Here is a 19,863-nt window from a genome sequence, read left to right as displayed (position 1 = left end):
GCAGAGCCAGCCTCGTTGGTGGACGCCACGGGCTCGTGGCTGCCGGTCCCCCGCGCGCGAACCCGTTCCGGCGGGCCTCCTCCGACGCGCCGTCTCGCGCCGAGGAGTCGCTAGCCGCGTGTCTCTAGCCAGGTGACGACGGCTCGGACGAAGCCATCGACGTTCGATAGGGGTTTGCCTGCGAAGACAGCGTGCAGATGCTCGACGCCGATCAGGTCGTTCCAAGCCTGCGCGCGCCGGAAGGTCTCCTCGTCGACGGCGCCGCGGAGGACGTCCCAGCCGTGCCAGGTCGCGGCTAGTGCTGCGTCTACGGCTGGGTCCGCCAGGATCGCCAGGTCCCAGTCGAGGACGCCGGTGAGCTTTCCATTGGCGTCAAAGTGGACGTTGCTGCCGCTGAGGTCGCCGTGCACGAGTCGGGCGGGTGCCTCGTCCAGGGCCAGGAGCGTGTCCAGTCGCTGCTGGACTCGAGGCTGCCACTTTTCTGGCAGGCGCGGGATGACGTCCTCCAAGATCTCCGCCCAGCCCAGGCCGTTGGCGTAGGTGCGCGGGCGGTGGAGGACGGCTTCGAGCTTCGGTGAGAGCTCAACCTCGCGCAGTGCCGTCAAGAGCGGGCCGAACGCCGCCGGGTCGCCGACGCCTTCTGGCAGGCCCTCGCCGTCGATCCAGGAGACTGCGACGGCGGCGCGGTCTCCGAACCTGGTCACTGGGGTCAGCGGCTCTGGCACGGCGAAGGGCAGTCCGGCTGCGGCGACGGTGCGGAGGATCTCGGCTCGGTGCGGTAGTTCGGCGGCGGCGTCGGGGCGCTTGGTGATTCGCACGGCGGCGACGCCGGGTAGCAGCACGACGTGGTGCATGTTTCCCTGAGCGGCGAGGCGGGCGGGGCCAGCGGCGAAGCCGGGGACGAGTGTTTCGGCGATTTCCAGCAGGTCGGCGGGGACCGGGTGCGGCATTCCGCGAGTCTGCCGGATGCGGCCACCGCTCAGCGGCGCAGATGCCTTACCGCCGCGCAGGTGCTTCACAGTCGCGCACGTGCCTCAGCCTCGCGCAGATGTCTCAGCCTTGCGCAGGTGCCTCAGCCTCGCGCAGATGCCTCAGCCTCGCGCAGGTGTCTCAGTCTTGCGCAGGTGTCTCAGCCTCGCGCAGGTGCCTCGCCGCCGCGCAGGTGCTTCACCGTCGAGGAGGCAGCGGCACCACGTCCAAGTCCCGGGCCACGTGGATCTCTCCGTCGAACACCTTCGCGGCCTCGTCGCGGAACCGGTCCGCCTCGTCGTACGGGTAACGCTGCGAGAAGTGCGTCAGCAGCAGCTCCCGGGCACCCGATTCCGCGGCTAGCCGGCCGGCGTCGGTGCTGGTCAGGTGGCCGTAGCGGTAGGCCAGGTCGGCGTCGTCGGCGCGGAAGGTCGATTCGGCGATCAGCAGGTCCGCCTCTTGTGCGCAGGCGAACGCGCCCGCGCACAGGCGGGTGTCCATCACGAACGCGACCACCTGGCCCCGGCGCGGCACGCTTACGTCTTCCAGGCGGACCACGCCGTCTGCTGTCTCGAAAACGCCGTCGGCCTGGAGTTTTCGTATTGCCGGGCCTTGGACGCCCGCGGCGGCTAGTGCGTCCGGCAGCATTCGGGTTCCGTCTGGTTCGGTGTAGCGGTAGCCGAAGCAGTCGATGCGGTGTTCCAGCGGGTACGCCGACAGGGCACCGCCCAGCGGGCCCGGCTTGGTGATCGGCAGCGGGACCAGTTCGGCCCGTTCGTGGAACGACGTCGAGTGCCGCAGGCGGTCGAAGTACTCCTGGCCGGACGCTGGGTAGTGGCAGCGCACGGGGTGCGCGACTCCGTCCAGCGACAGCCGCTGGATGATGCCGGCCAGGCCGAGGCTGTGGTCGCCGTGGAAGTGGGTGACGCACAGGTGCGTGAGTTCGCTCGCCGTCGCGCCGGCGTACATCATCTGCCGCTGGGTGCCTTCGCCCGGATCGAAGAGGACCCCGTCGGTGTCGAAGCGCAGCAGGTAGCCGTTGTGGTTGCGGTGCCGGGTCGGCGTCTGGCTCGCCGACCCCAGCACGACTAGCTCGCGTCGGGACATGACGATCATCTTCGCGCCGCTCCCGGGTCCGACGCCACCGAAATGAACTCCGCGGAAACAGCGGCGGCCGTCCGGGATGAAATTCCCCGGACGGCCGCGCGCCGCGAATAATTGCCGGTTGAATTCGTTCGATCACTTTCCGCGAATTCGATCTTCACCCGGCCTCGGGAATTGCCAGCGTTTCCCGATACCAGTTCCGGGACTGAGCCATTCGGACGCCTAGTCCCGGCCCGGGAGAAACTCCGGTGACCTTCCAGACCTTTTCGCTGGCATACCAATGGTCCCGGGTGAGCAGCGACCGCTGGTGCTCGCTGAGCCACGGCGTGCGGGCCCGGTGCTCGGCGAGCGGCCGGTCGCGGCTGGGAATCGGCAGGTCAAGCAGGGTGCAGACGGCTTCGAGCAGCTCGCGCATCCGCACCGGTTCCGGGTCGGCCACGTGGAACACCTCGCCGGGGCGGCCCAGCGCCGGGTCCAGTGCGAACGCGCTGAGCACGGCAGCGAGATCCCACGACGAGACCACCGATGTCCGGGACCTGCCGCCGTCGGCCCACGCCGGCACCGCACGCAGCCACTTCACCAGCGCCGGGACCACGTGCCGGTCGCCGTCGCCGTACACCAGGTGCGGCCGCAGAACGATCCCGCCCGCCGCACGGACCTGCTGTTCCCCGGCCAACCTGGTGCGGCTGGTGGCCGAGGCGGGCCCGAGGTCGAGCGTGTCCTCGGGCGCGCCTCGATGCTCGCCGTCGCGGTAGACCGCGCAGGTGCTCAGGTACACGATCCGGCGCGTGCCCGCCCGCCGCGCTTCCGCGAGGAGCCGGGCCGTGCCGCGGTCGTTGACCTCGGCGCATTCCTCTTCGGTGCCGCCGATCCGGGACGCGGCGTGCACGAGCGTCGCAACGCCCGTGCACGCCCCGGCCAGCCCGGCAGCGTCGGTGAGATCGCCTTCGTGGATCCGCGCGCCGGATCGCGTGATCCACTCCGGCACCGCACCGCGCGCCAGCACCCGGACCGCGGCGCCGCGGGCGAGCAACGCCCGCAGCACCGCCGATCCGATGAACCCGGTCGCCCCGGTGACGAGGATTTCCCCGGTCGTACTGTCCGCCCCCAGGCCGGCAGTCATGACCTGCGCATCGCCAGGGTGCCGCTCGCCACGGGACGGCCCTTCTGCTCCGCCACCACGCGCACCAGGCGGGACCCGTCCGCGTCGACGCCGATTTCTTCCGCCACCAGCAGGCATTCCGAGTCGAACTCGACGTAGACGGAGAAATCGAAGTCCGTGCGCAACGGCAGTGCGTACGGGTCGCCGAGCGTCAGCAACGCCGCCTGACGCGCGCCTTCCAGCAGCACCATGCCCGGGACGTGGTCCACCGAGTGGTCGAACAGGACCGGGTGGTCCGGATCGAACTGCAGGGACCAGGTTCCGGGCGTCGCGGTCTCCGCGACCAGCACGTCCTCCTCGCGTTCCCGGCCGACGAGCACCGGTTCCACGGTGGGCAGCGCGATGGCCTGGAACGGCGTCGCCGCGAAGTGATCGCCGCGCAACCGGCGGTAGACCGCCGGGGACACGCAGCGAATGGTCTCCGAAGCGGTGCCGATCAGCTCCCCGTCGCGGAAGCAGCCGAACTCGAACCGCATGCCGCCGACGTTGTTGCCCCGGCGGATCACGTCCTGGACGCTCACCCGCAGCACCACATCGATCGGCCTGCCCGCGGTGACCAGCCCTTCGGGGGTGATAGCGCTGGTCTTGCGGCCGCCGACGAACACGGTGCCGAGCGAAACGCCGTACGCGCGGTGCGCGACCAGCATGATCGCCTGGCGGAACGTCTCCAGGTACAGCATGGGATCGTGCGATCCCGGGGTGCGCGGGCCGAAGAACCCGTGCCGGCGCGGCCACTGCGCGCCGACTTCGAATCGGTCCTCGCCCACGATGTTCAGATCAGTGACGAAAACTTCCGAGACGGCCGCGCGGTGCACGAGATTGCGCGGGATCGTCTGCTGGAAGTCGACCGGGCTTCCGCCCGGCGAACTTTCGCCGTTGATGATGAAGGTTCTTCCGACAGACTCCTCTAACAGCGTACCGACCATGTCGGTCCTCCCAGAAAAAAAGTACTTCCCCAGTACCCCCACAACATTTTTAGCGGAAACGAGCGGACAAAACCATACCTACCTACCGGTTTTTTTCTCTGGCTCCGCGGGCCGCGCGGCGGTAGACTGGTGTGTCAGCGTGGCCCGGATCGGGCCCGCGATCCCCCCGAGAGGAGTCACAGTGGCTCGCCAGGAACGCGCGGAGCAGACCCGCAATGCCATCCTCGACGCTGCCGCGTCCAGGTTCGACGCGGTCGGCTTCCTTGGCGCGAGCCTGTCGGACATCCTCGCCGAGGCGGGAGTCACCAAGGGCGCGCTGTACTTCCACTTCAAGTCCAAGGAAGAACTCGCGGACGCGCTGATCAACGAGCAGTTCACCGTGTGGGACCCGCTGGCCGACATCGAGAGCCCCGGGCTGCAGACGGTCATCGACCTGACCCAGAACATGGGGCACAGCCTGCGCAAGAACGTCCGCGTGCGCGCCAGCATCCGGCTGGTCATCGAGCAGGGTTCGTTCGTCACGCCCGCCGCGGGCGCGTACAAGCAGTGGATCGACACCATCCACGGCTGCCTGCTCGCCGCGAAAGCGGCCGGTGACGTGCGGAAAGACATCAACGCACACGATCTCGCGCAGTACGTGGTCTCGTCGTTCACCGGCACCCAGCTCAGCTCGCAGGTGCTGACCGGGCGGACCGACCTGCACGAGCGGGCCACGTTCATGTGGCAGACGATCCTGAACGCGGTCGTCCCGCCCCGGCGGCTGCACAAGTTCGATCCGGCCGGGACCTTTCCCCCCGACGCCGAGTGAGATCCGGGGTCGCGGACCTGAACCGGGCGGTCGGTTTTCGAGCCTGACTGTGTTACGGCACGATCGCCGCGCGTCGCGGAGATCGACCCGGCAGAGCCGTCGCTCAGGCGCCGGTCGCCTCAGCGGTGGTCGAATCCGCCGGTTGCGCCGCCTCGATCACCCGCCACAGCTCGGAAAGCGTGCTCGCCAGGTCCGTGCCGGCCGGGATCGTCCCGCTCGCCGCCGCCGATTCCAGGCCGACGCAGGTCACCACGACCAGCAGCGCCGCCATGTCCGGGCGGACGTGCGGGCTCAGCTCCCCCGCCCCGTGCGCGGCGGCGATGTGCGCGCGCACCTGGCCGAGCCACGCGCGGACGAACGCGACGAACCGCGGGTCGTTCGAACCCATTTCGCGGGCGAGCCGGAAGCTCGCGCCCACCTTCGCGTCTTCGGCGAGCCAGCCCATCAGCGCCCGGCTCAGGTCGGCCAGCCTGCGCAGATGCGGACGGCGCCCGCGCGCTCGCGCGACGTGCCCGTGCAGGACCGCGACCGCCGCCGATTGCACCTCGTCGCAGATCTCGTCCTTCGACGAGAAGTGGAAGTACAGGCCGCCCTTGGTCACGCCCGCTTCGCGCGCGATGTCCACCATGCTCGTGGCCGCGTAGCCGTCGCGGTGCAGCAGCGCCGCGGCGGCGTCCAGCAGCAAGAGCCTGGTGAGCTCCGCACGGGCCTGTTTCGTCACCGTCTTCCCCATCGTCTCGCGCCGGGAACGGCACGGTGTGCGTCCCGACCGCCCAATCATGACATACCGACCGCCCGGTTTACCAGAGATTCCGGCCGATTACCTGGCTCCCGCCGGGAATTCAAGATCAAAACAGACCAACCTCCCGGTTTTGTCTTGAAAACCGACCTCCCGGTTTGCTATGGTCCAGTGGTGGACCCGGCTCGGACCGGCAGGCAGCGGCGCTGGGGGCGCCGCCGGGCGGGTCCGGCGCGAGAGACACCGGAGGGCAGTCATGCTGAACTACGAAATTCTCGGACAGATCAGAGTGAGCGGCCGGCCCGGCGTCTGCGCCCCGCGGGCTCGCAAGATCGAGACCTTGCTGTCCGTGTTGCTGGCCAAGAACAACCAGGTCGTGACCGCTGAGCATTTGATCGGCGAGATCTGGGGCGAGCATCCGCCCGCACGGGCTAGTGCGGCGCTGTACGTGTATGTGTCGCAACTGCGGAAACTGTTGCGGGGCAGCGGTGATTGCGCGGAAGACAATCCTGTTGTGACAAGTCCGCGAGGGTATTCGCTGCACGTGGGGATCGATGAGCTCGATGCTGATCGGTTCACGCGGCTGTATGAGCAGGGGCGGGCGTTGCACTGGGATCGTGGCTATGGACAGGCTGCGAAGGTGTTGCGGGAGGCTACTAACTTGTGGCGTGGGGCGGCTTTCGGCGGCTTCACCGACTCCCCCGATGTTCAGGCCTACGCCACGCTGCTCGAGGAGAGTCGGCTTGGCTGCTTGGAGCTGCTGATGGAAACGGAGCTGCTCATCGGGCGGCATCGTGAGGTTGTCGGGCAGCTGTCGGCGCTTGCCAAGGAGCATACGCTTCGGGAGACGTTTACCGAGTACTTGATGACTGCGCTGGCTCGGTCTAACCGGCGGGCCGAGGCGCTGGAGACGTTCGCGTCCGCGCGGCAGAACCTGGTGCAGCAGCTGGGGATTGAGCCTGGGAGCTCGTTGCGGAAGCTGCATCACAGCATTCTTGTCGGGGAGATGTCCGACGCTGTTTGAGCTTGGTCGTGGGGGTGGCCCGGTCTTCCGTTTCGGCGGGAGGCCGGGTCCTTTTTGTGCGAGGAGTTGGCTGCGGGAAAAGCCTTGAGGGGAACCCTGAGGGACGCAGAGTCCCTCAGGGTTCCCCTCACGACACCCCTAGCTGCGGTAGACCGAGACTACGAAACCGCCGCACGTAACCGGTTCTCCGTACCAGCCGCCCCAGCGGCTGTCCAACGCCAGACCGGCCAGCTCGGCCATCAAGTCCAGTTCAGCGGGCCACACGTACCGCAACGGCAACGCGGCGTCGGCCAAGTGCACGATCTGCCGCACGTCGTCTACGGCCCGTACGCGGGCGTCTGCGGTCCAGCAGGCCGGGTCTGGGTGGCGGCCCTGTACTACCAGGGCGCCACCGGGACGCAGGAGGCGGCTGTAGCGGCCGATGGCGCGCAGCTGATCCCGTTGGTCTGGCAGGCGGGAAAGCACGTCCGCGCCCAGGTATCCCGCGTCGAAGCGGGGGCCGGGTTCCAGGTGGACTTCATAGCCTTCTCCGGCCAGTGCGTCCGCTACCGGGCCGCCGCCGGGGACCAGGATCCGGCCGGAGCCGTGCGACCTCGATACCCGGTCGGTTACTTCCGAGAGGAACGCGACGGCGCCCGCGGGGTCGTCGGCTAGCGGGGCCAGCCACGCGGCCACGGGATCGACCGGCTTTTCCATCACCTGGGTCGGCATGTCGCCACCTCACTTCACGCAGTGGTCCTCTCTACTCCACAGAGAGTGCCGGACCGATCTAAAGCGGACCTAGCGGAATCGGGGTCCCCTAGGCAAGCCTGAAGGGCGACCCGCGGCACGCGGGTCGCCCTTCAGCGGTGAAAAGTGGTTCAGCCCTTGGTGCGCCGGTTGAACTTGCGCACCGCGAGGAACGAGGCGGCGGCGGTGATCACGCCCCACCAGGCAAGGGCGAGCCACGCCGTACCGCCGGCGGGGGTGCCGTTCATCAGGGCGCGGACGGCGTCCATCAGGACCGTGAACGGCTGGTTGTCCACGATCACGCGCAGCACGCCGGGCATCGCCTGGGTCGGCACGAGAGCGCTGGAGGCGTACGGCACGAACACGAGGATCATGCCGAGGCCGCCGGCGCCCTCAACCGTCTTCGAGATCGAGCCGAGCAGGACGGCCAGCCAGAAGACGCCTGCCGCGAACAGAACCAGCAGGCCGATCGCGGCGAGCCAGCCCAGTGCGCTGCCGCCGGGGCGGAAGCCGATCGCGAAGCCGATCGCCACCATGATCACGAACGACACCAGGCTGCGCAGCATCCCGGCGACGACGTGGCCGACGAGCACGGCCGGGCCGAACATCGGCATCGAGCGGAAGCGTTCCACGAGGCCCTGGGTGAGGTCCGCGGCGACGCCGACGACCGTGGTCGTCGAGTTGAAGCCGATGCTGATGGCCAGCAGACCGGGCACCAGGTAGTCGACGTAGGCCATGCCGGGCACGTTGATCGCGGGCCCGAACATGAAGCGGAACAGCAGCAGCAGCACGATCGGCAGCGACACCGCCTGCAGCAGCATCTCCGGGTTCCGCGTGATGTGCTTGACGTTGCGCCCGATCAGCACGCGGAAGTCGGACAGCACCGAGGCCAGCCCGGCGCTTTCGGGCGCCGCGGGGATCCGCGCCCCCTCGGTTTCCCTGGACAAGGTCTGGGTCATCACTTCGCTCCCGCGGTTGAGGTGAGGGTGTGGAACACGTCGTCGAGCGTCGGCTCGGACAGCTCGATCCCGGCGGGCTCGAGCCCGGCGTCGGCGACCCGGTTGAGCGTCGCGCGCACCTGGCCGGGGTGGTCGATCGGGACGCTGACCGTCTCGTCCAGCAGCACGCCGCCGGTGACCTGCTGCGCGCGGCCCGCTTCGGCGACCGACGCGAAGGTCAGCTTGAGCCGTTCGGTGCCGACCCGGCGCTTCAGCTCGGTGGCGGTGCCCTCGGCGACGACGCGGCCCTTGTCGATGACCGCGATCCGGTCGGCGAGCTGGTCGGCCTCGTCGAGGTACTGCGTGGTGAGCAGGACCGTGGTGCCGCCGTCGAGCAGCTTGCGGATCGCATCCCACATCGCCGAGCGGCTGCGCGGGTCGAGACCCGTGGTGGGCTCGTCGAGGAACAGCACCGGCGGCGACGTGATCAGGCTGATCGCGAGGTCGAGCCTGCGCCGCATGCCGCCGGAGTAGGTCTTCACCGGACGGCCGGCGGCTTCTTCGAGGTCGAACTGCGCGAGCAGCTCGGTGGCCCGCTCCTTCGCCCGCGCGATCGGCAGGCGGAACAGCCGCCCCATCATTTCCAGGTTTTCGCGGCCGGTGAGCAGTTCGTCGACCGCGGTGTTCTGTCCGGTGAGGCCGATCTGCTCGCGGACCTTGCGGGTGCGCTTGGCGACGTCGTGCCCGTTGACGGTCACGGTGCCGCCGTCGGCCTCCAGGAGGGTGCTGAGGATCCGCACCGTCGTGGTCTTGCCGGCGCCGTTGGGGCCCAGCAGCGCGAACATCGTGCCCCGCTCGACGCTGAGGTCGACGCTCTCCAGGACGTCGACATCGCCGTAGGACTTGCGCAGCCCCCGTGCTTCGATTGCGTAGCCGGTGACCATCGGGTTACCTCTCCTCGGTTCGGTCAAGCGGGGAAACTGTCGGGATCAAGTGGGCCACAGCGGCCGCGAGAGCGGCAATACCGGCCGGGCCCGATAGGGGTGGGCTAATCGTCGTCCCCACCCCCGATCGCCATGCTGATCAACGCGTCGGTGTCCAGCTCGTCGATCGTGTCCTCGTCCACTGCGGACGATTCCAGCTCCTCCTCGGCGACAGCCTGTGCCGGGAGCTGAATGCCCGCCAGTTCGAGCAGCCCGTCGAGCAGGCCCGCCGAACGCAGCCGTTCCAGCGGGATCGCTGACAGCGCGTCCCGGATTCCCTGGTCCGACAACGGTTCCGGCTCGGTCTCGGCCGGGGCCAGCTCGGTGACCAGGTGCTCGGCGAGGATCCGCGGCGTCGGGTAGTCGAAGATCAGGCTGACCGGCAGCTTCAGGCCGGTGACGAGGCTGAGCTTGTTGCGGAACCCGGTGGCGGACAAGGAATCGAAGCCGACCTCGTTGAACGAGCGGTCCGCTTCCACCGCCTCCGGACCGGCGTGCCCGAGCAGCGTCGCCGCGTGCGTGCGCACCAGGGTGAGCACGGTCGGCACCCGCTTGCCCGGCGGGAGCGCGCCGAGTTTCTGCGCCAGCGATTCGGTGTCCTCCACGGCGTCCTGTGCCGCGCGACGGCCGCGAGTGCCGGCGAGTTCGCGCAGGACGGCCGGGAGGTCGTCGTCGCCCGAGGACGCCAGTACACGGGTGTCCAGCGCGATCGGAACGAGCAGTGGCTCGGGTGAACCCGCTGCCGCGTCCAGCAGTCGCAGACCGTCCTCAGTGGACAGCGCGGTGATGCCGGTTTCGCCGATGCGGTGGGCGTCCGCGTCTTCCAGCGCCGCGCCCATGCCACCGCCCCACAGGCCCCAGGCGAGCGACGAGCCCGCGAGACCTTCGCGACGACGGCGGACCGCCAGCGCGTCGAGGTAGGCGTTGGCCGCGGCGTAGCTGCCCTGGCCCGGTGCGCCGAGCACGCCGGCGGCCGAGGAGAACAGGACGAACGCGGTCAGGGTGCGGTCGCGGGTCAGCTCGTCGAGCGTCGCCGCGGCGTCGACCTTCGGGCGCAGGACGTGGTCGAGACGTTCCGGGGTAAGGGAAGTCAGGACACCGTCGTCAAGGACACCGGCTGCGTGCACGACTCCGCGCAGGTCGATTCCGTCCAGCAGGGCGGAAACCGCGGCGCGGTCCGCCACGTCGCAGGCGGCGAGCGTGACTTCGGCGCCGAGACCGGCGAGTTCGTCCCGCAGTTCGGTCGCGCCCGGTGCGTCCGCACCGCGACGGCTGACCAGCAGGAGGTTCCGCACGCCGTGTTCGGTCACCAGGTGCCGGGCGACGGAACCGCCGAGCGCGCCGGTCGCGCCGGTGATCAGCACCGTGCCTTCGGAGTCCCAGACCGGCGCGGCAGCGGCGTCGGCGGCTCGTTGCAACCGCGGCACCAGCACCGCACCGGAGCGGAGAGCGACCTGGGGTTCGTCCGATGCCGACACCGCGGCAAGGGTGCGGCCGCTAGGGGTTCCGGTGCCGAGGTCGATCAGGGTGATCCGGTCCGGGTGCTCGGCTTGCGCCGAACGGACCAGTCCGGCCACCGCGGCTCCGACCGGGTCGGGGCTCTCCTCGGCGTCGGCCGCGACCGCGCCTCGGGTGACCACCAGCAGCGAGCCCTCCGGACGGGCGAGGAACGTCTGCAGTTCGCCGAGGACCCGGTGCAGTTCCGCGTGCACGTCCTCGCCGGCGGCGGGCAGCACGACCAGGCCGGAAGCGTCGTCGATGCTGGTCACGGCGGTGGCACCGAGGGCATCGGCGAGGCCGAACGGGTCGTCGCCGACCACAGTCCAGTCGGTGACCTCGGCGACGGCGTCGAGGTCGGTCTGCTCCCACGCGAGGCGGAACAGCGACTCCATCCCACCGGATTCGGCGGCCTGTGGCTGTGCCGACATCGGGCGCAGCAGCAGCGAATCCACCGAAGCGACCGGCGCACCGGTGGCATCGGCGATCTTCAGCGCCGCTGCACCCGAACCGATCTGCTTCACGTGTACCCGCAGCGTCGTCGCGCCGACTGCGTGCAGCCGGACGCCTTCCCACGCGAACGGCAGCGCCGGTTCGTCGCCGACCGCGCCAGAGACGCCGATGGTGTGCAAGGCGGCGTCGAGGACGGCCGGGTGGATGCCGTAACAGTCCACATCGGACACCGTGGCGGGCAGCTGGATCTCCGCGAACGCTTCCCCATCGCCCTTCCAGGCAGCGACGAGACCGCGGAAAGCAGGGCCGTACGCGAGACCGTCGGCAGCCAGTTCCTCATAGGTGCCTTCGAGTTGGACCTGCTCGGCGGCGGGCGGCCACGCGGAGAGGTCGAACTTCTCCGACTTCCCTGCCTTCGCAAGGCGTCCAGTGGCATGGCGGGTCCAGGGGACGCCGTCCGCTGCGCCTTCCGGTCGCGAGTGGACAGTGAAGGCGCGAATGCCGTTCTCCGCGGCATCGAGCGCGAACTGGACGCGCACGCCGGTCCGCTCCGGTACCACCAGCGGGTACTCCAGCGTCAGCTCGTCCAGGCGCGGGCACCCGGCCTCGTCACCGGCGCGGATCGCCATCTCGACGAAACCGGTGCCGGGGAACAGGATCGAGCCGCCGACGACGTGGTCAGCCAGCCACGGGTGCGTGCCGACGGACAGCCGTCCCGCGAACAGGAGGCCCTCCGCGCCAGCCAGCTCCGTCGCGGTGCCGAGCAGCGGGTGGTCTTCCTGGCCCGGCGCGGCGGCAGTGCTCTCCAGCCAGTAACGCTGACGCTGGAACGGATACGTCGGTACCGGCACCGGGTGGGCACCGGTCGGCGCGTAGATGGCCGACCAGTCGACGTCGACGCCGCTGACGTGCAGCTGCGCGACACCGGTGAGCGCGGCGACCGCCTCGTCCTGCTCCTTGTGCAGCAGCGAGGCGAGCACGAGACCGTCCGGACGCTCGTCGAGGCTGGCGTCGGCCATCGCGGTGAGCGTGGTGTCCGGGCCTAGTTCGAGGAACCGGGTCACGCCGTCCGCAGCAGCTCGGGTGACGGCGTCGCGGAATTGGACGCCTTCGCGGACCTGGTTTACCCAGTACTCCGGCGAAGTCAGGTTGTCGGCGGGCTCACCAGTGACTGTGGAGATGATCGGGATCCTCGGCTCCGCATAGGACAGTCCTTCCGCGACAGTGCGGAACTCGGCGAGCATCGGGTCCATCAGTCGCGAGTGGAATGCGTGCGAGACGCGGAGCTTCTTGGTGCGCTCGAACTTCGCCGCCACTTCGGCGACCGCTTCCGCAGCACCGGAGATGACGACCGCGGTCGGGCCGTTCACTGCGGCAATGTCCACAGTGTCCCCAGCGGCTTCGCGAACCGCCTCGGGTGTCCCGTCGATCGCGACCATCGCGCCGCCGGTCGGCAAGGCCTGCATCAGCTTGCCACGGGCGACCACCAACTTCGCGGCGTCGGCCAGCGAGAAGACGCCAGCGCAGTGCGCGGCGGCGAGTTCGCCGATCGAGTGCCCGGCCAGCAGGTCCGGCTTCACGCCCCAGGACCGGACCGTACGGAACAGCGCGACTTCCAGGGCGAACAGCGCGGGTTGCGTCCAGCGGGTCTCGTCGAGGCCGTCGCCGCTGTCGATCACTTCGCGCAGCGGCCGGTCGAGGTGCTTGTCGAGTTCGGCGCACACCTCGTCGTAGGCCTCGGCGAAGGCCGGGTACCGCGCGGCCAGCTGCGTGCCCATCTGCGCCCGCTGCGAACCCTGGCCTGCGAACAGGAATGCGGTACGGCCGCTACCGGTGGCGGTGCCACGGACGACGCCGCGTGCGTCCTCCTCGTCCACCAAGGCCGCCAGACCGCGCACGAACTGCGGCGAACGGCTGCCGATCAGCACCGCGCGGCGGTCGAACGCACTGCGTGCGGTCGCCAGCGAGAGGCCGATGTCGGCGAGGCTGCCTTCCGGGTCCTCGTCCACATAGGACATCAGCTGCTCGGCCTTGGCCCGCAACGCTGCCGCGCCGCGACCCGAGACCGGCCAGGCGACCGGACCGTCGTGCTCCGGACCAGTCGAGGCGGTGACCTCGCGACGGTCGCCTTCCTCCAGGATGACGTGCGCGTTCGTGCCGCTCACGCCGAAGGACGAGACGCCGACGCGGCGGGTGTGGCCGTTCGGCAGCCACTTCACCGGCTCGGCGAGCACTCGCACCGCGCCAGTGGACCAGTCGATCTCGCTCGACGGCTTGCCCACGTGCAGCGTCGCGGGGAGTTCGCCGTGCCGCATCGCTTCGATCATCTTGATCACGCCCGCCGCACCGGCGGCGGCCTGCGTGTGCCCGATGTTCGACTTCACCGAACCGATCCACAACGGACGGTCCGCCGACGTCTGCGTGCCGTAAGTCGCCAGCAGCGCCTGGACTTCGATCGGGTCGCCAAGCTTCGTGCCGGTGCCGTGCGCTTCGACGGCATCCACATCGGACGGTTCCAGTCCGGCGTCGGCGAGCGCGGCGCGGATGACCCGCTGCTGCGCGGGACCGTTGGGCGCGGTCAGGCCGTTCGACGTGCCGTCCTGGTTCACCGCACTGCCCTTGAGGACCGCGAGCACCGGGTGGCCGTTGGCGCGGGCATCGGAAAGGCGCTCCAGCACCAGCACGCCGACGCCTTCGGACCAGGTGGTGCCGTCGGCGTCGTCGGAAAACACCTTGCACCGGCCGTCGGCGGCGAGGCCCTGCTGACGGCTGAACTCCACAAAGGTCTCCGGAGTGGCCATCACCGTGACGCCGCCGGCCAGCGCGAGCGAGCAGTCGCCGCCGCGCAATGCCTGTGCTGCCATGTGCATCGCGACCAGCGAAGACGAGCAAGCGGTGTCGACGGACACTGCCGGGCCTTCGAGGCCGAGGGTGTAGGAAACCCGGCCGGTGACGATCGAGCCAGCGCTGTTCGCGCCCACGTAGTCGTGGTACTGGACGCCCGCGTACACCCCGGTCGGGCTGCCCTTGAGCGAGACCGGGTCGATCCCGGACCGCTCCAACGCTTCCCAGGACGCTTCGAGCAGCAACCGCTGCTGCGGGTCGATCATCGGCGCTTCCTTCGGCGAGACGCCGAAGAACGTCGGGTCGAAATCGCCCGCGTCGTAGACGAATCCGCCGCGCGCGACGTAGGTCGTGCCGGGACGGCGGCCGGTCGGGTCGAGCAGGCCGTCGATGTCCCAGCCGCGGTCGGCCGGGAAGTCCCCGATCGCGTCGCGGCCCTCGGCGACGAGTTCCCACAGCTGCTCCGGCGAGGTGACGCCGCCGGGCAGACGGCAGGCCGTGCCGACGATCGCGATCGGCTCGTCCGAGCTGTCCTTAGTGGACACGGTGGCGATCTCTGGTGAAGCGCCAGCCAGTTCGTCGAGCAGGTGCGCGGCGAGGGCGGTCGGCGTGGGGTGGTCGAAGATCAGCGTCGCGGGCAGCCGCTGACCGGTAGCCGCGGTGAGGCCGTTGCGGAGTTCGATCGCGGTCAGCGAGTCGAAGCCGAGCGACTGGAACTGTGCCGACGGCTCGATCTCGTGTGCCGCACGGTAACCGAGCACGGTGGCCGCGTGACTGCGCACCAGTTCCAGCACCGCGTCGCGACGGTCTTCTTCCGGCAGGCCCAGCAGCCGTGCGCCGAACGAGTCCACCGTGGACTCGGCAGCGGCGGCGACCCGGCGCGTGGTGCGTCCGACGAGTTGCTCCAGCGTGCGCGGGAGCCGGTCGAGTTTGCGCAGCACCGGCAGGTCGAGCTTCGCCGGAACAGCGGTCGGCTTGCGGACGGCGATGGCGCGGTCGAACATCGCCAGACCCTCCGCAGTGGACAGTGGCACGATGCCGCTGGCCGCGAGCCGCTGCACCTCCTCTTCGGTGAGCGTGCCGCCCATGCCGCCGACCTCGCCCCACAGACCCCAGTCCAGCGACAGACCCGGCAGACCGTGCGCGACACGGTGCGACGCGAGTGCGTCCAGGTACGCGTTGGCTGCGGCGTAGCTGCCCTGGCCAGGCGCGCCGAGCACACCGGAGACCGACGAGAACAGCACGAACGCGGACAGCGCGATCTCGCGGGTGAGTTCGTGCAGGTTCAGCGCGCCGTCGACCTTCGGCGCGAGCACGGCGTCGACCCGCTCCGGGGTCAAAGCGGTGACGACACCGTCGTCGAGAACGCCAGCGGCGTGCACGATTGCGGTGAGCGGATTCTCCTCGGGCAGCGACGCCAGGACGCTGGCCAGTGCCTCGCGGTCGGCGACGTCGCAACGCTCCAGCCGGACGTCGACCTCGCTTTCCCGCAGTTCGGCGGCCAACTGGTCGAGAGCGGGCGTGATCCGGCGGCTGAGCAGCAGCAACCGGCGGACGCCGTGCTCGGCGACCAGATGCCGGGCAAGCTTCCCGCCCAGCGCGCCGGACGCGCCGGTGACCAGCACGGTGCCGTGCGGGCAGAAGTACGGCCGCTCCAGCTCGGGCGTCGTGCGGACCAGCCGGGGCACGAGGACGGTGCCGAGCCGGACCGCCGCCTGCGCCTCACCCGAGGCCAGGACCTGCGGCAACACTGCTTCCGGAGTGGTTTCGGCGTCGAGGTCGAGCAGGACGAAGGCGTCCGGGTTCTCCTCCTGAGCGGAGCGGACCAGGCCCCAGACCGCGGAGGCGGCGAGGTCGGTGACGTCTCCGGCGGCCGGGACCGCGCCGCGCGTGACCACTACGAGCCGGGCTTGCGAGGGGTGTTCCTCGGCCAGCCAGGCCTGAAGCGCGGCCAGCACGCGGTGCGTGAGTTCATGGGTCTCCTCTGCGGTGCCGGTTTCGCCGATGCACTCGAGAATCTGGACGTCGGCAGTGTCCACAGTGGTCTCGACGTCCGCCGAACGCTGCCATTCGATCCGGTACAGCGGCGCGGCCTGCTCGGCGACCGGCGCGGCGAACGCGCGGAACACCGTCTCGGCGACCGTCGCGACCGGAGCGCCGGTCGGGTCGGCGAGGGCGATGGTGAAACCGTCCTCTGTGGTCGGCGTGAACCGCACACGCAGCGCGGACGCACCGGTGGCGTGCAACTCGACTCCGGTCCAGCAGAACGGAACCCGGCCGACGCCGCCGTCCCCGCCACCGGCGACGCGCAGCGCGTGGGTGCACGCGTCGAGCGCGGCCGGGTGGAGGCCGAAGCGGTCGGCGTCACTGTCCTCCGGCAACGCGACCTCGGCGAAGATCTCGCCGTCGCGCTGCCAGACTGCTTTCAGGGAACGGAAAAGCGGGCCGTAAGTCAGACCGGTGTCGGCGAAGTCGTCGTACAGACCGTCGATGGCGACCGACTCAGCGCCAGCGGGCGGCCACTCGGTCAGCGCAGTGCCGCCACTGGCCGACTGCGGAGCGACGCTGCCGCTTGCGTGCAGGGTCCAGTCGGCGTCGTCGTCCTCGGGTCGCGAGTGGACAGTCACCGAGCGGATGTCGCGCTCCCCCGCCGCACCGACGGTGACCTGCACCTGGATGCCGCCACGGGAGGGCAGGACGAGCGGACTGCCCAGGGTCAGTTCCTCGATCCGGCCGGAGCCGACCTGGTCTCCGGCGCGGACGACCAGTTCCAGGAACGCGGTTCCAGGCACGGTGACCGCGTCGCCGAGCTGGTGTTCGGCCAGCCACGGGTGCGTTTCGACGGACAGCCGGCCGGTGAGCACGACGCCGTCGGTGTCGGCGAGCGCGACGGCCGCGCCGAGCAGCGGGTGCCCGGCGGACGTCAGCCCGGCGGCGGTGACCTCGTCGCGGTTGGCGCGAGCGTCGAGCCAATACCGCTTGCGCTGGAACGCATACGGCGGCAGGTCGACGCGCTGGGCACCACGGTCGGCGAAGACCGCCGCCCAGTCCGGGTTCAGGCCGCTGACGAACAGCTCGGCCAACGCGGTGAGCGCGGCGGCCGGTTCTTCGCGGTCCTTGCGGAGCACCGGGACCACGAGCGCGTCGGACGTCTGGCGGACCAGCGCGGACAGCACACCGTCCGGGCCGACCTCGACGAACCGTCCAACACCTTGCGCGGCAAGGGTTCCGACGCCGTCGTGGAATCGGACCGCGGCGCGGACCTGGCGCACCCAGTAGTCCGGAGTGGACAGGTCGACATCGGGGCCGACCGTGGAGACCAATGGGATTTCCGGCTGGCTATAGGTCAGGCCACGGGCCACGGCGGCGAACTCCGCGAGCATCGGTTCCATCAGCGGCGAGTGGAACGCGTGCGACACCTTGAGCTTCGAGGACTTCCGCCCGTCGAACGCGGCCACCACGGCGGCGACGGCGTCCTCGGCACCGGAAAGCACGACGGAATCCGGACCGTTGATCGCGGCGATGCTGACCTCGTCCGTCAGGTGCGGCGTGACCTCGTCCTCGGTCGCCTGCAGAGCCACCATCGAACCGCCGGACGGGAGGGCCTGCATCAACCGAGCCCGAGCGGCGACCAAGGTAGCGGCGTCGGCCAGCGAGAAAACCCCGGCGACGTGCGCGGCGGCGAGCTCGCCGATCGAATGGCCGAGCAGGAAGTCCGGCTTGATCCCCCACGACGCCAGCAGCCGGAACAGCGCGACCTCGATCGCGAAGAGCGCGGGCTGAGTGTAGCCGGTTTGGTTGATCAGCCGCGGTTTCTCGAACAGGACTGTCTTGAGTGGACGGTCGAGGTGCTGGTCCAGTTCGGCGCAGACCTCGTCCAGCGCCGCGCTGAAGACCGGGAACGCGGCGGCCAGCGCGGCCCCCATCCCGGCCCGCTGCGCGCCTTGACCGGAGAACAGGAACGCGGTCAGCCCCTCCACCTGCGTGCCGGTGACGACGTCCGGAGTGGCGACACCGTCCGCGAGCGCGGCGATGGCCTGCTTCGGGTCCTCGGCGAGCACGACCGCGCGGTGCGACAGCGGCGACCGCGAGGTGGCGAGCGAAAAGCCCAGGTCAAGCGTCGGATACACAGAGGACACCAGCTGCGCGGCCTGTGCCCGCAGCGCCGCACTGCCGTGGCCAGCCAGCGGCAGCGGGACCGCGACGCCCTCCGGCCAGCTCGGCGTGACCGGCGCGGCGGCTTCCACCGCAGGCGCTTCCTCCAGGATGATGTGCGCGTTGGTGCCGCTCACGCCGAACGACGAAACACCCGCACGCCGTGGGCGTTCCCCAGCCGCCCACGGACGCTCGGTGCGCAGCAGCTCAACCGCGCCCGAGGTCCAATCGACCTCTGTGGACGGTTCGGTGACGTGCAGCGTGCGCGGCAGCAGCCCGTGCCGCATCGCCTGCACCATCTTGATCACGCCGCTGACGCCCGCCGCCGCCTGCGCGTGGCCGATGTTCGACTTGATCGACCCGAGCCACAGCGGTTCGGTGCGGTCCTGGCCGTAGGTGGCCAGCAATGCTTGCGCCTCAATGGGATCGCCCAGCGTGGTGCCGGTGCCGTGACCCTCGACAGCGTCCACATCGGACGCCGACAGCCGGGCGTTGGCCAGCGCCTGGCGGATCACCCGCTGCTGCGAAGGACCGTTCGGCGCGGTGAGGCCGTTGGACGCGCCGTCGGAGTTCACCGCCGAGCCGCGCACCACCGCGAGCACCTGGTGTCCGTTGCGCTGGGCGTCGGAAAGCCGTTCCAGCAACAGGGTTCCCGCGCCCTCGGCCCAACCGGTGCCGTCCGCGCTGTCGGAGAACGCCTTGCACCGACCGTCGGCGGCAAGACCGCGCTGACGGCTGAAGGCGAGGAACGGACCCGGGCGCGACATGATCATCACGCCGCCCGCCAGCGCGAGCGAGCAGTCCCGCTGGCGCAGCGACTGGACCGCCAAGTGCAGCGCGACCAGCGAAGACGAGCACGCGGAGTCGATCGTGACGGCCGGGCCCTCCAAGCCGAGCGCGTACGCGATCCGGCCGGAAATGACCGAACCGGCGTTGCCGGTGCTCAGGTAGTCCTCGACCTCGCCGGCGAGCACGGACGGCGGCAGCTCGTCGTAGTAGTCCTGCCCGCCGCTGCCGACGAACACGCCGACCTGCTGTTTCGCCAGCGAGTGCGGAGCGATGCCGGCCCGCTCGAAGGTCTCCCACGCCAGCTCAAGAACGATCCGCTGCTGCGGGTCCATGGCCAGCGCCTCGCGCGGCGAGATGCCGAAGAACGGCGCGTCGAACTGCCCCGCGTCGTGCACGAACCCGCCCTCGGAGACATAGCTCGTGCCGGGGCTGTCCGGGTCGGCGTCGAACAGCCGGTCCAGCGCCCAGCCACGGTCGGCGGGGAACTCCCCGATCGCGTCGCGGCCGTTGGCGACCAGCTCCCACAGGTCGTCGGCGGACCGGACGCCGCCGGGGTAGCGGCAGCCCATCGCGACGATCGCGATCAGCTCGGATTCGGCGGCCTCGACCGCGCGCAGCCGCGCCCGCGTCTCCTGCAGGTTGGCGGTGACCCGCTTCAGGTAGTCGACCAGCTTGGTTTCGTCGGTCCTGGCTTCGTCAGACATCTGGAGAACCTCTTGTCGCGGTGTAGTGGGCTGGCCGTG

Annotated in this window: 11 protein-coding genes; 2 read left to right on the top strand and 9 right to left on the bottom strand. The window is 70.1% G+C overall.

The window, feature by feature from the left end:
* Positions 1-110: 110 nt before the first annotated feature.
* The 4 genes from ABZX37_RS29665 to ABZX37_RS29650 all read right to left on the bottom strand — a co-directional run bounded on the left by ABZX37_RS29665 (position 111) and on the right by ABZX37_RS29650 (position 4,161).
* The gene (locus tag ABZX37_RS29665) at positions 111-950 is read right to left on the bottom strand and encodes a phosphotransferase (RefSeq protein WP_354745035.1); all 840 of its coding nucleotides are present in this window, start codon (positions 948-950) and stop codon (positions 111-113) included.
* A gap of 217 nt (positions 951-1,167) precedes the next feature.
* Positions 1,168-2,076 carry a ribonuclease Z gene (locus ABZX37_RS29660; protein WP_354745033.1) on the bottom strand — a complete coding sequence of 303 codons (909 nt, stop codon included), beginning with the start codon at positions 2,074-2,076 and terminating at the stop codon, positions 1,168-1,170.
* Between the two features lie 154 nt (positions 2,077-2,230).
* The gene (locus tag ABZX37_RS29655; protein WP_354745031.1) at positions 2,231-3,196 is read right to left on the bottom strand and encodes an NAD(P)-dependent oxidoreductase; all 966 of its coding nucleotides are present in this window, start codon (positions 3,194-3,196) and stop codon (positions 2,231-2,233) included.
* Positions 3,193-4,161 carry a ScbA/BarX family gamma-butyrolactone biosynthesis protein gene (locus ABZX37_RS29650; protein ID WP_354745029.1) on the bottom strand — a complete coding sequence of 323 codons (969 nt, stop codon included), beginning with the start codon at positions 4,159-4,161 and terminating at the stop codon, positions 3,193-3,195. The genes ABZX37_RS29655 and ABZX37_RS29650 overlap by 4 nt, the downstream gene beginning before the upstream one ends.
* A gap of 181 nt (positions 4,162-4,342) precedes the next feature.
* On the opposite strand from ABZX37_RS29650, the gene ABZX37_RS29645 reads away from it, so the two are divergent.
* On the top strand, positions 4,343-4,969 hold the full coding sequence (locus ABZX37_RS29645; protein WP_354745027.1) for a ScbR family autoregulator-binding transcription factor: 627 nt from the start codon (positions 4,343-4,345) through the stop codon (positions 4,967-4,969).
* 103 nt (positions 4,970-5,072) lie between these two features.
* Here the strand turns inward: ABZX37_RS29645 and ABZX37_RS29640 are convergent, their stop codons facing one another.
* Positions 5,073-5,690 (bottom strand): ScbR family autoregulator-binding transcription factor, encoded by a 618-nt coding sequence (locus tag ABZX37_RS29640; protein ID WP_354745025.1) that lies wholly within the window; start codon positions 5,688-5,690, stop codon positions 5,073-5,075.
* A 274-nt stretch (positions 5,691-5,964) separates the two neighbouring features.
* Between ABZX37_RS29640 and ABZX37_RS29635 the strand changes: the two genes are divergently transcribed.
* Positions 5,965-6,732, top strand: coding sequence for an AfsR/SARP family transcriptional regulator (locus ABZX37_RS29635; protein ID WP_354745023.1), 768 nt, complete (start codon positions 5,965-5,967; stop codon positions 6,730-6,732).
* A gap of 138 nt (positions 6,733-6,870) precedes the next feature.
* Here ABZX37_RS29635 and ABZX37_RS29630 read toward each other — a convergent pair whose 3' ends face one another.
* The 4 genes from ABZX37_RS29630 to ABZX37_RS29615 all read right to left on the bottom strand — a co-directional run bounded on the left by ABZX37_RS29630 (position 6,871) and on the right by ABZX37_RS29615 (position 19,824).
* Positions 6,871-7,443 (bottom strand): hypothetical protein, encoded by a 573-nt coding sequence (locus ABZX37_RS29630; RefSeq protein ID WP_354745021.1) that lies wholly within the window; start codon positions 7,441-7,443, stop codon positions 6,871-6,873.
* A 149-nt stretch (positions 7,444-7,592) separates the two neighbouring features.
* Positions 7,593-8,420 carry an ABC transporter permease gene (locus ABZX37_RS29625; protein ID WP_354745019.1) on the bottom strand — a complete coding sequence of 276 codons (828 nt, stop codon included), beginning with the start codon at positions 8,418-8,420 and terminating at the stop codon, positions 7,593-7,595.
* Positions 8,420-9,343, bottom strand: coding sequence for an ATP-binding cassette domain-containing protein (locus ABZX37_RS29620; protein WP_354745017.1), 924 nt, complete (start codon positions 9,341-9,343; stop codon positions 8,420-8,422). The genes ABZX37_RS29625 and ABZX37_RS29620 overlap by 1 nt, the downstream gene beginning before the upstream one ends.
* A 104-nt stretch (positions 9,344-9,447) precedes the next feature.
* Entirely contained in the window at positions 9,448-19,824 is a 10,377-nt protein-coding gene (locus ABZX37_RS29615) for a type I polyketide synthase (protein ID WP_354745015.1), read from the bottom strand.
* Positions 19,825-19,863: the final 39 nt, after the last annotated feature.

It is taken from the genome of Amycolatopsis sp. NPDC004079, from assembly GCF_040610415.1.
Classification (GTDB): Bacteria; Actinomycetota; Actinomycetes; order Mycobacteriales; family Pseudonocardiaceae; genus Amycolatopsis; species Amycolatopsis halotolerans.
The sequence above is the reverse complement of the archived record's forward strand: the minus strand, read 5'-3'. Positions and strand labels throughout refer to the sequence as shown.

What these genes read in the sequence shown, in the direction of transcription:
- ABZX37_RS29665 (WP_354745035.1), bottom strand. Translation starts at nt 950, where the DNA reads ATGCCGCACCCGGTCCCCGCCGACCTGCTGGAAATCGCCGAAACACTC.
- ABZX37_RS29660 (WP_354745033.1), bottom strand. Translation starts at nt 2,076, where the DNA reads ATGTCCCGACGCGAGCTAGTCGTGCTGGGGTCGGCGAGCCAGACGCCG.
- ABZX37_RS29655 (WP_354745031.1), bottom strand. Translation starts at nt 3,196, where the DNA reads ATGACTGCCGGCCTGGGGGCGGACAGTACGACCGGGGAAATCCTCGTC.
- ABZX37_RS29650 (WP_354745029.1), bottom strand. Translation starts at nt 4,161, where the DNA reads ATGGTCGGTACGCTGTTAGAGGAGTCTGTCGGAAGAACCTTCATCATC.
- ABZX37_RS29635 (WP_354745023.1), top strand. Translation starts at nt 5,965, where the DNA reads ATGCTGAACTACGAAATTCTCGGACAGATCAGAGTGAGCGGCCGGCCC.
- ABZX37_RS29630 (WP_354745021.1), bottom strand. Translation starts at nt 7,443, where the DNA reads ATGCCGACCCAGGTGATGGAAAAGCCGGTCGATCCCGTGGCCGCGTGG.
- ABZX37_RS29625 (WP_354745019.1), bottom strand. Translation starts at nt 8,420, where the DNA reads ATGACCCAGACCTTGTCCAGGGAAACCGAGGGGGCGCGGATCCCCGCG.
- ABZX37_RS29620 (WP_354745017.1), bottom strand. Translation starts at nt 9,343, where the DNA reads ATGGTCACCGGCTACGCAATCGAAGCACGGGGGCTGCGCAAGTCCTAC.
- ABZX37_RS29615 (WP_354745015.1), bottom strand. Translation starts at nt 19,824, where the DNA reads ATGTCTGACGAAGCCAGGACCGACGAAACCAAGCTGGTCGACTACCTG.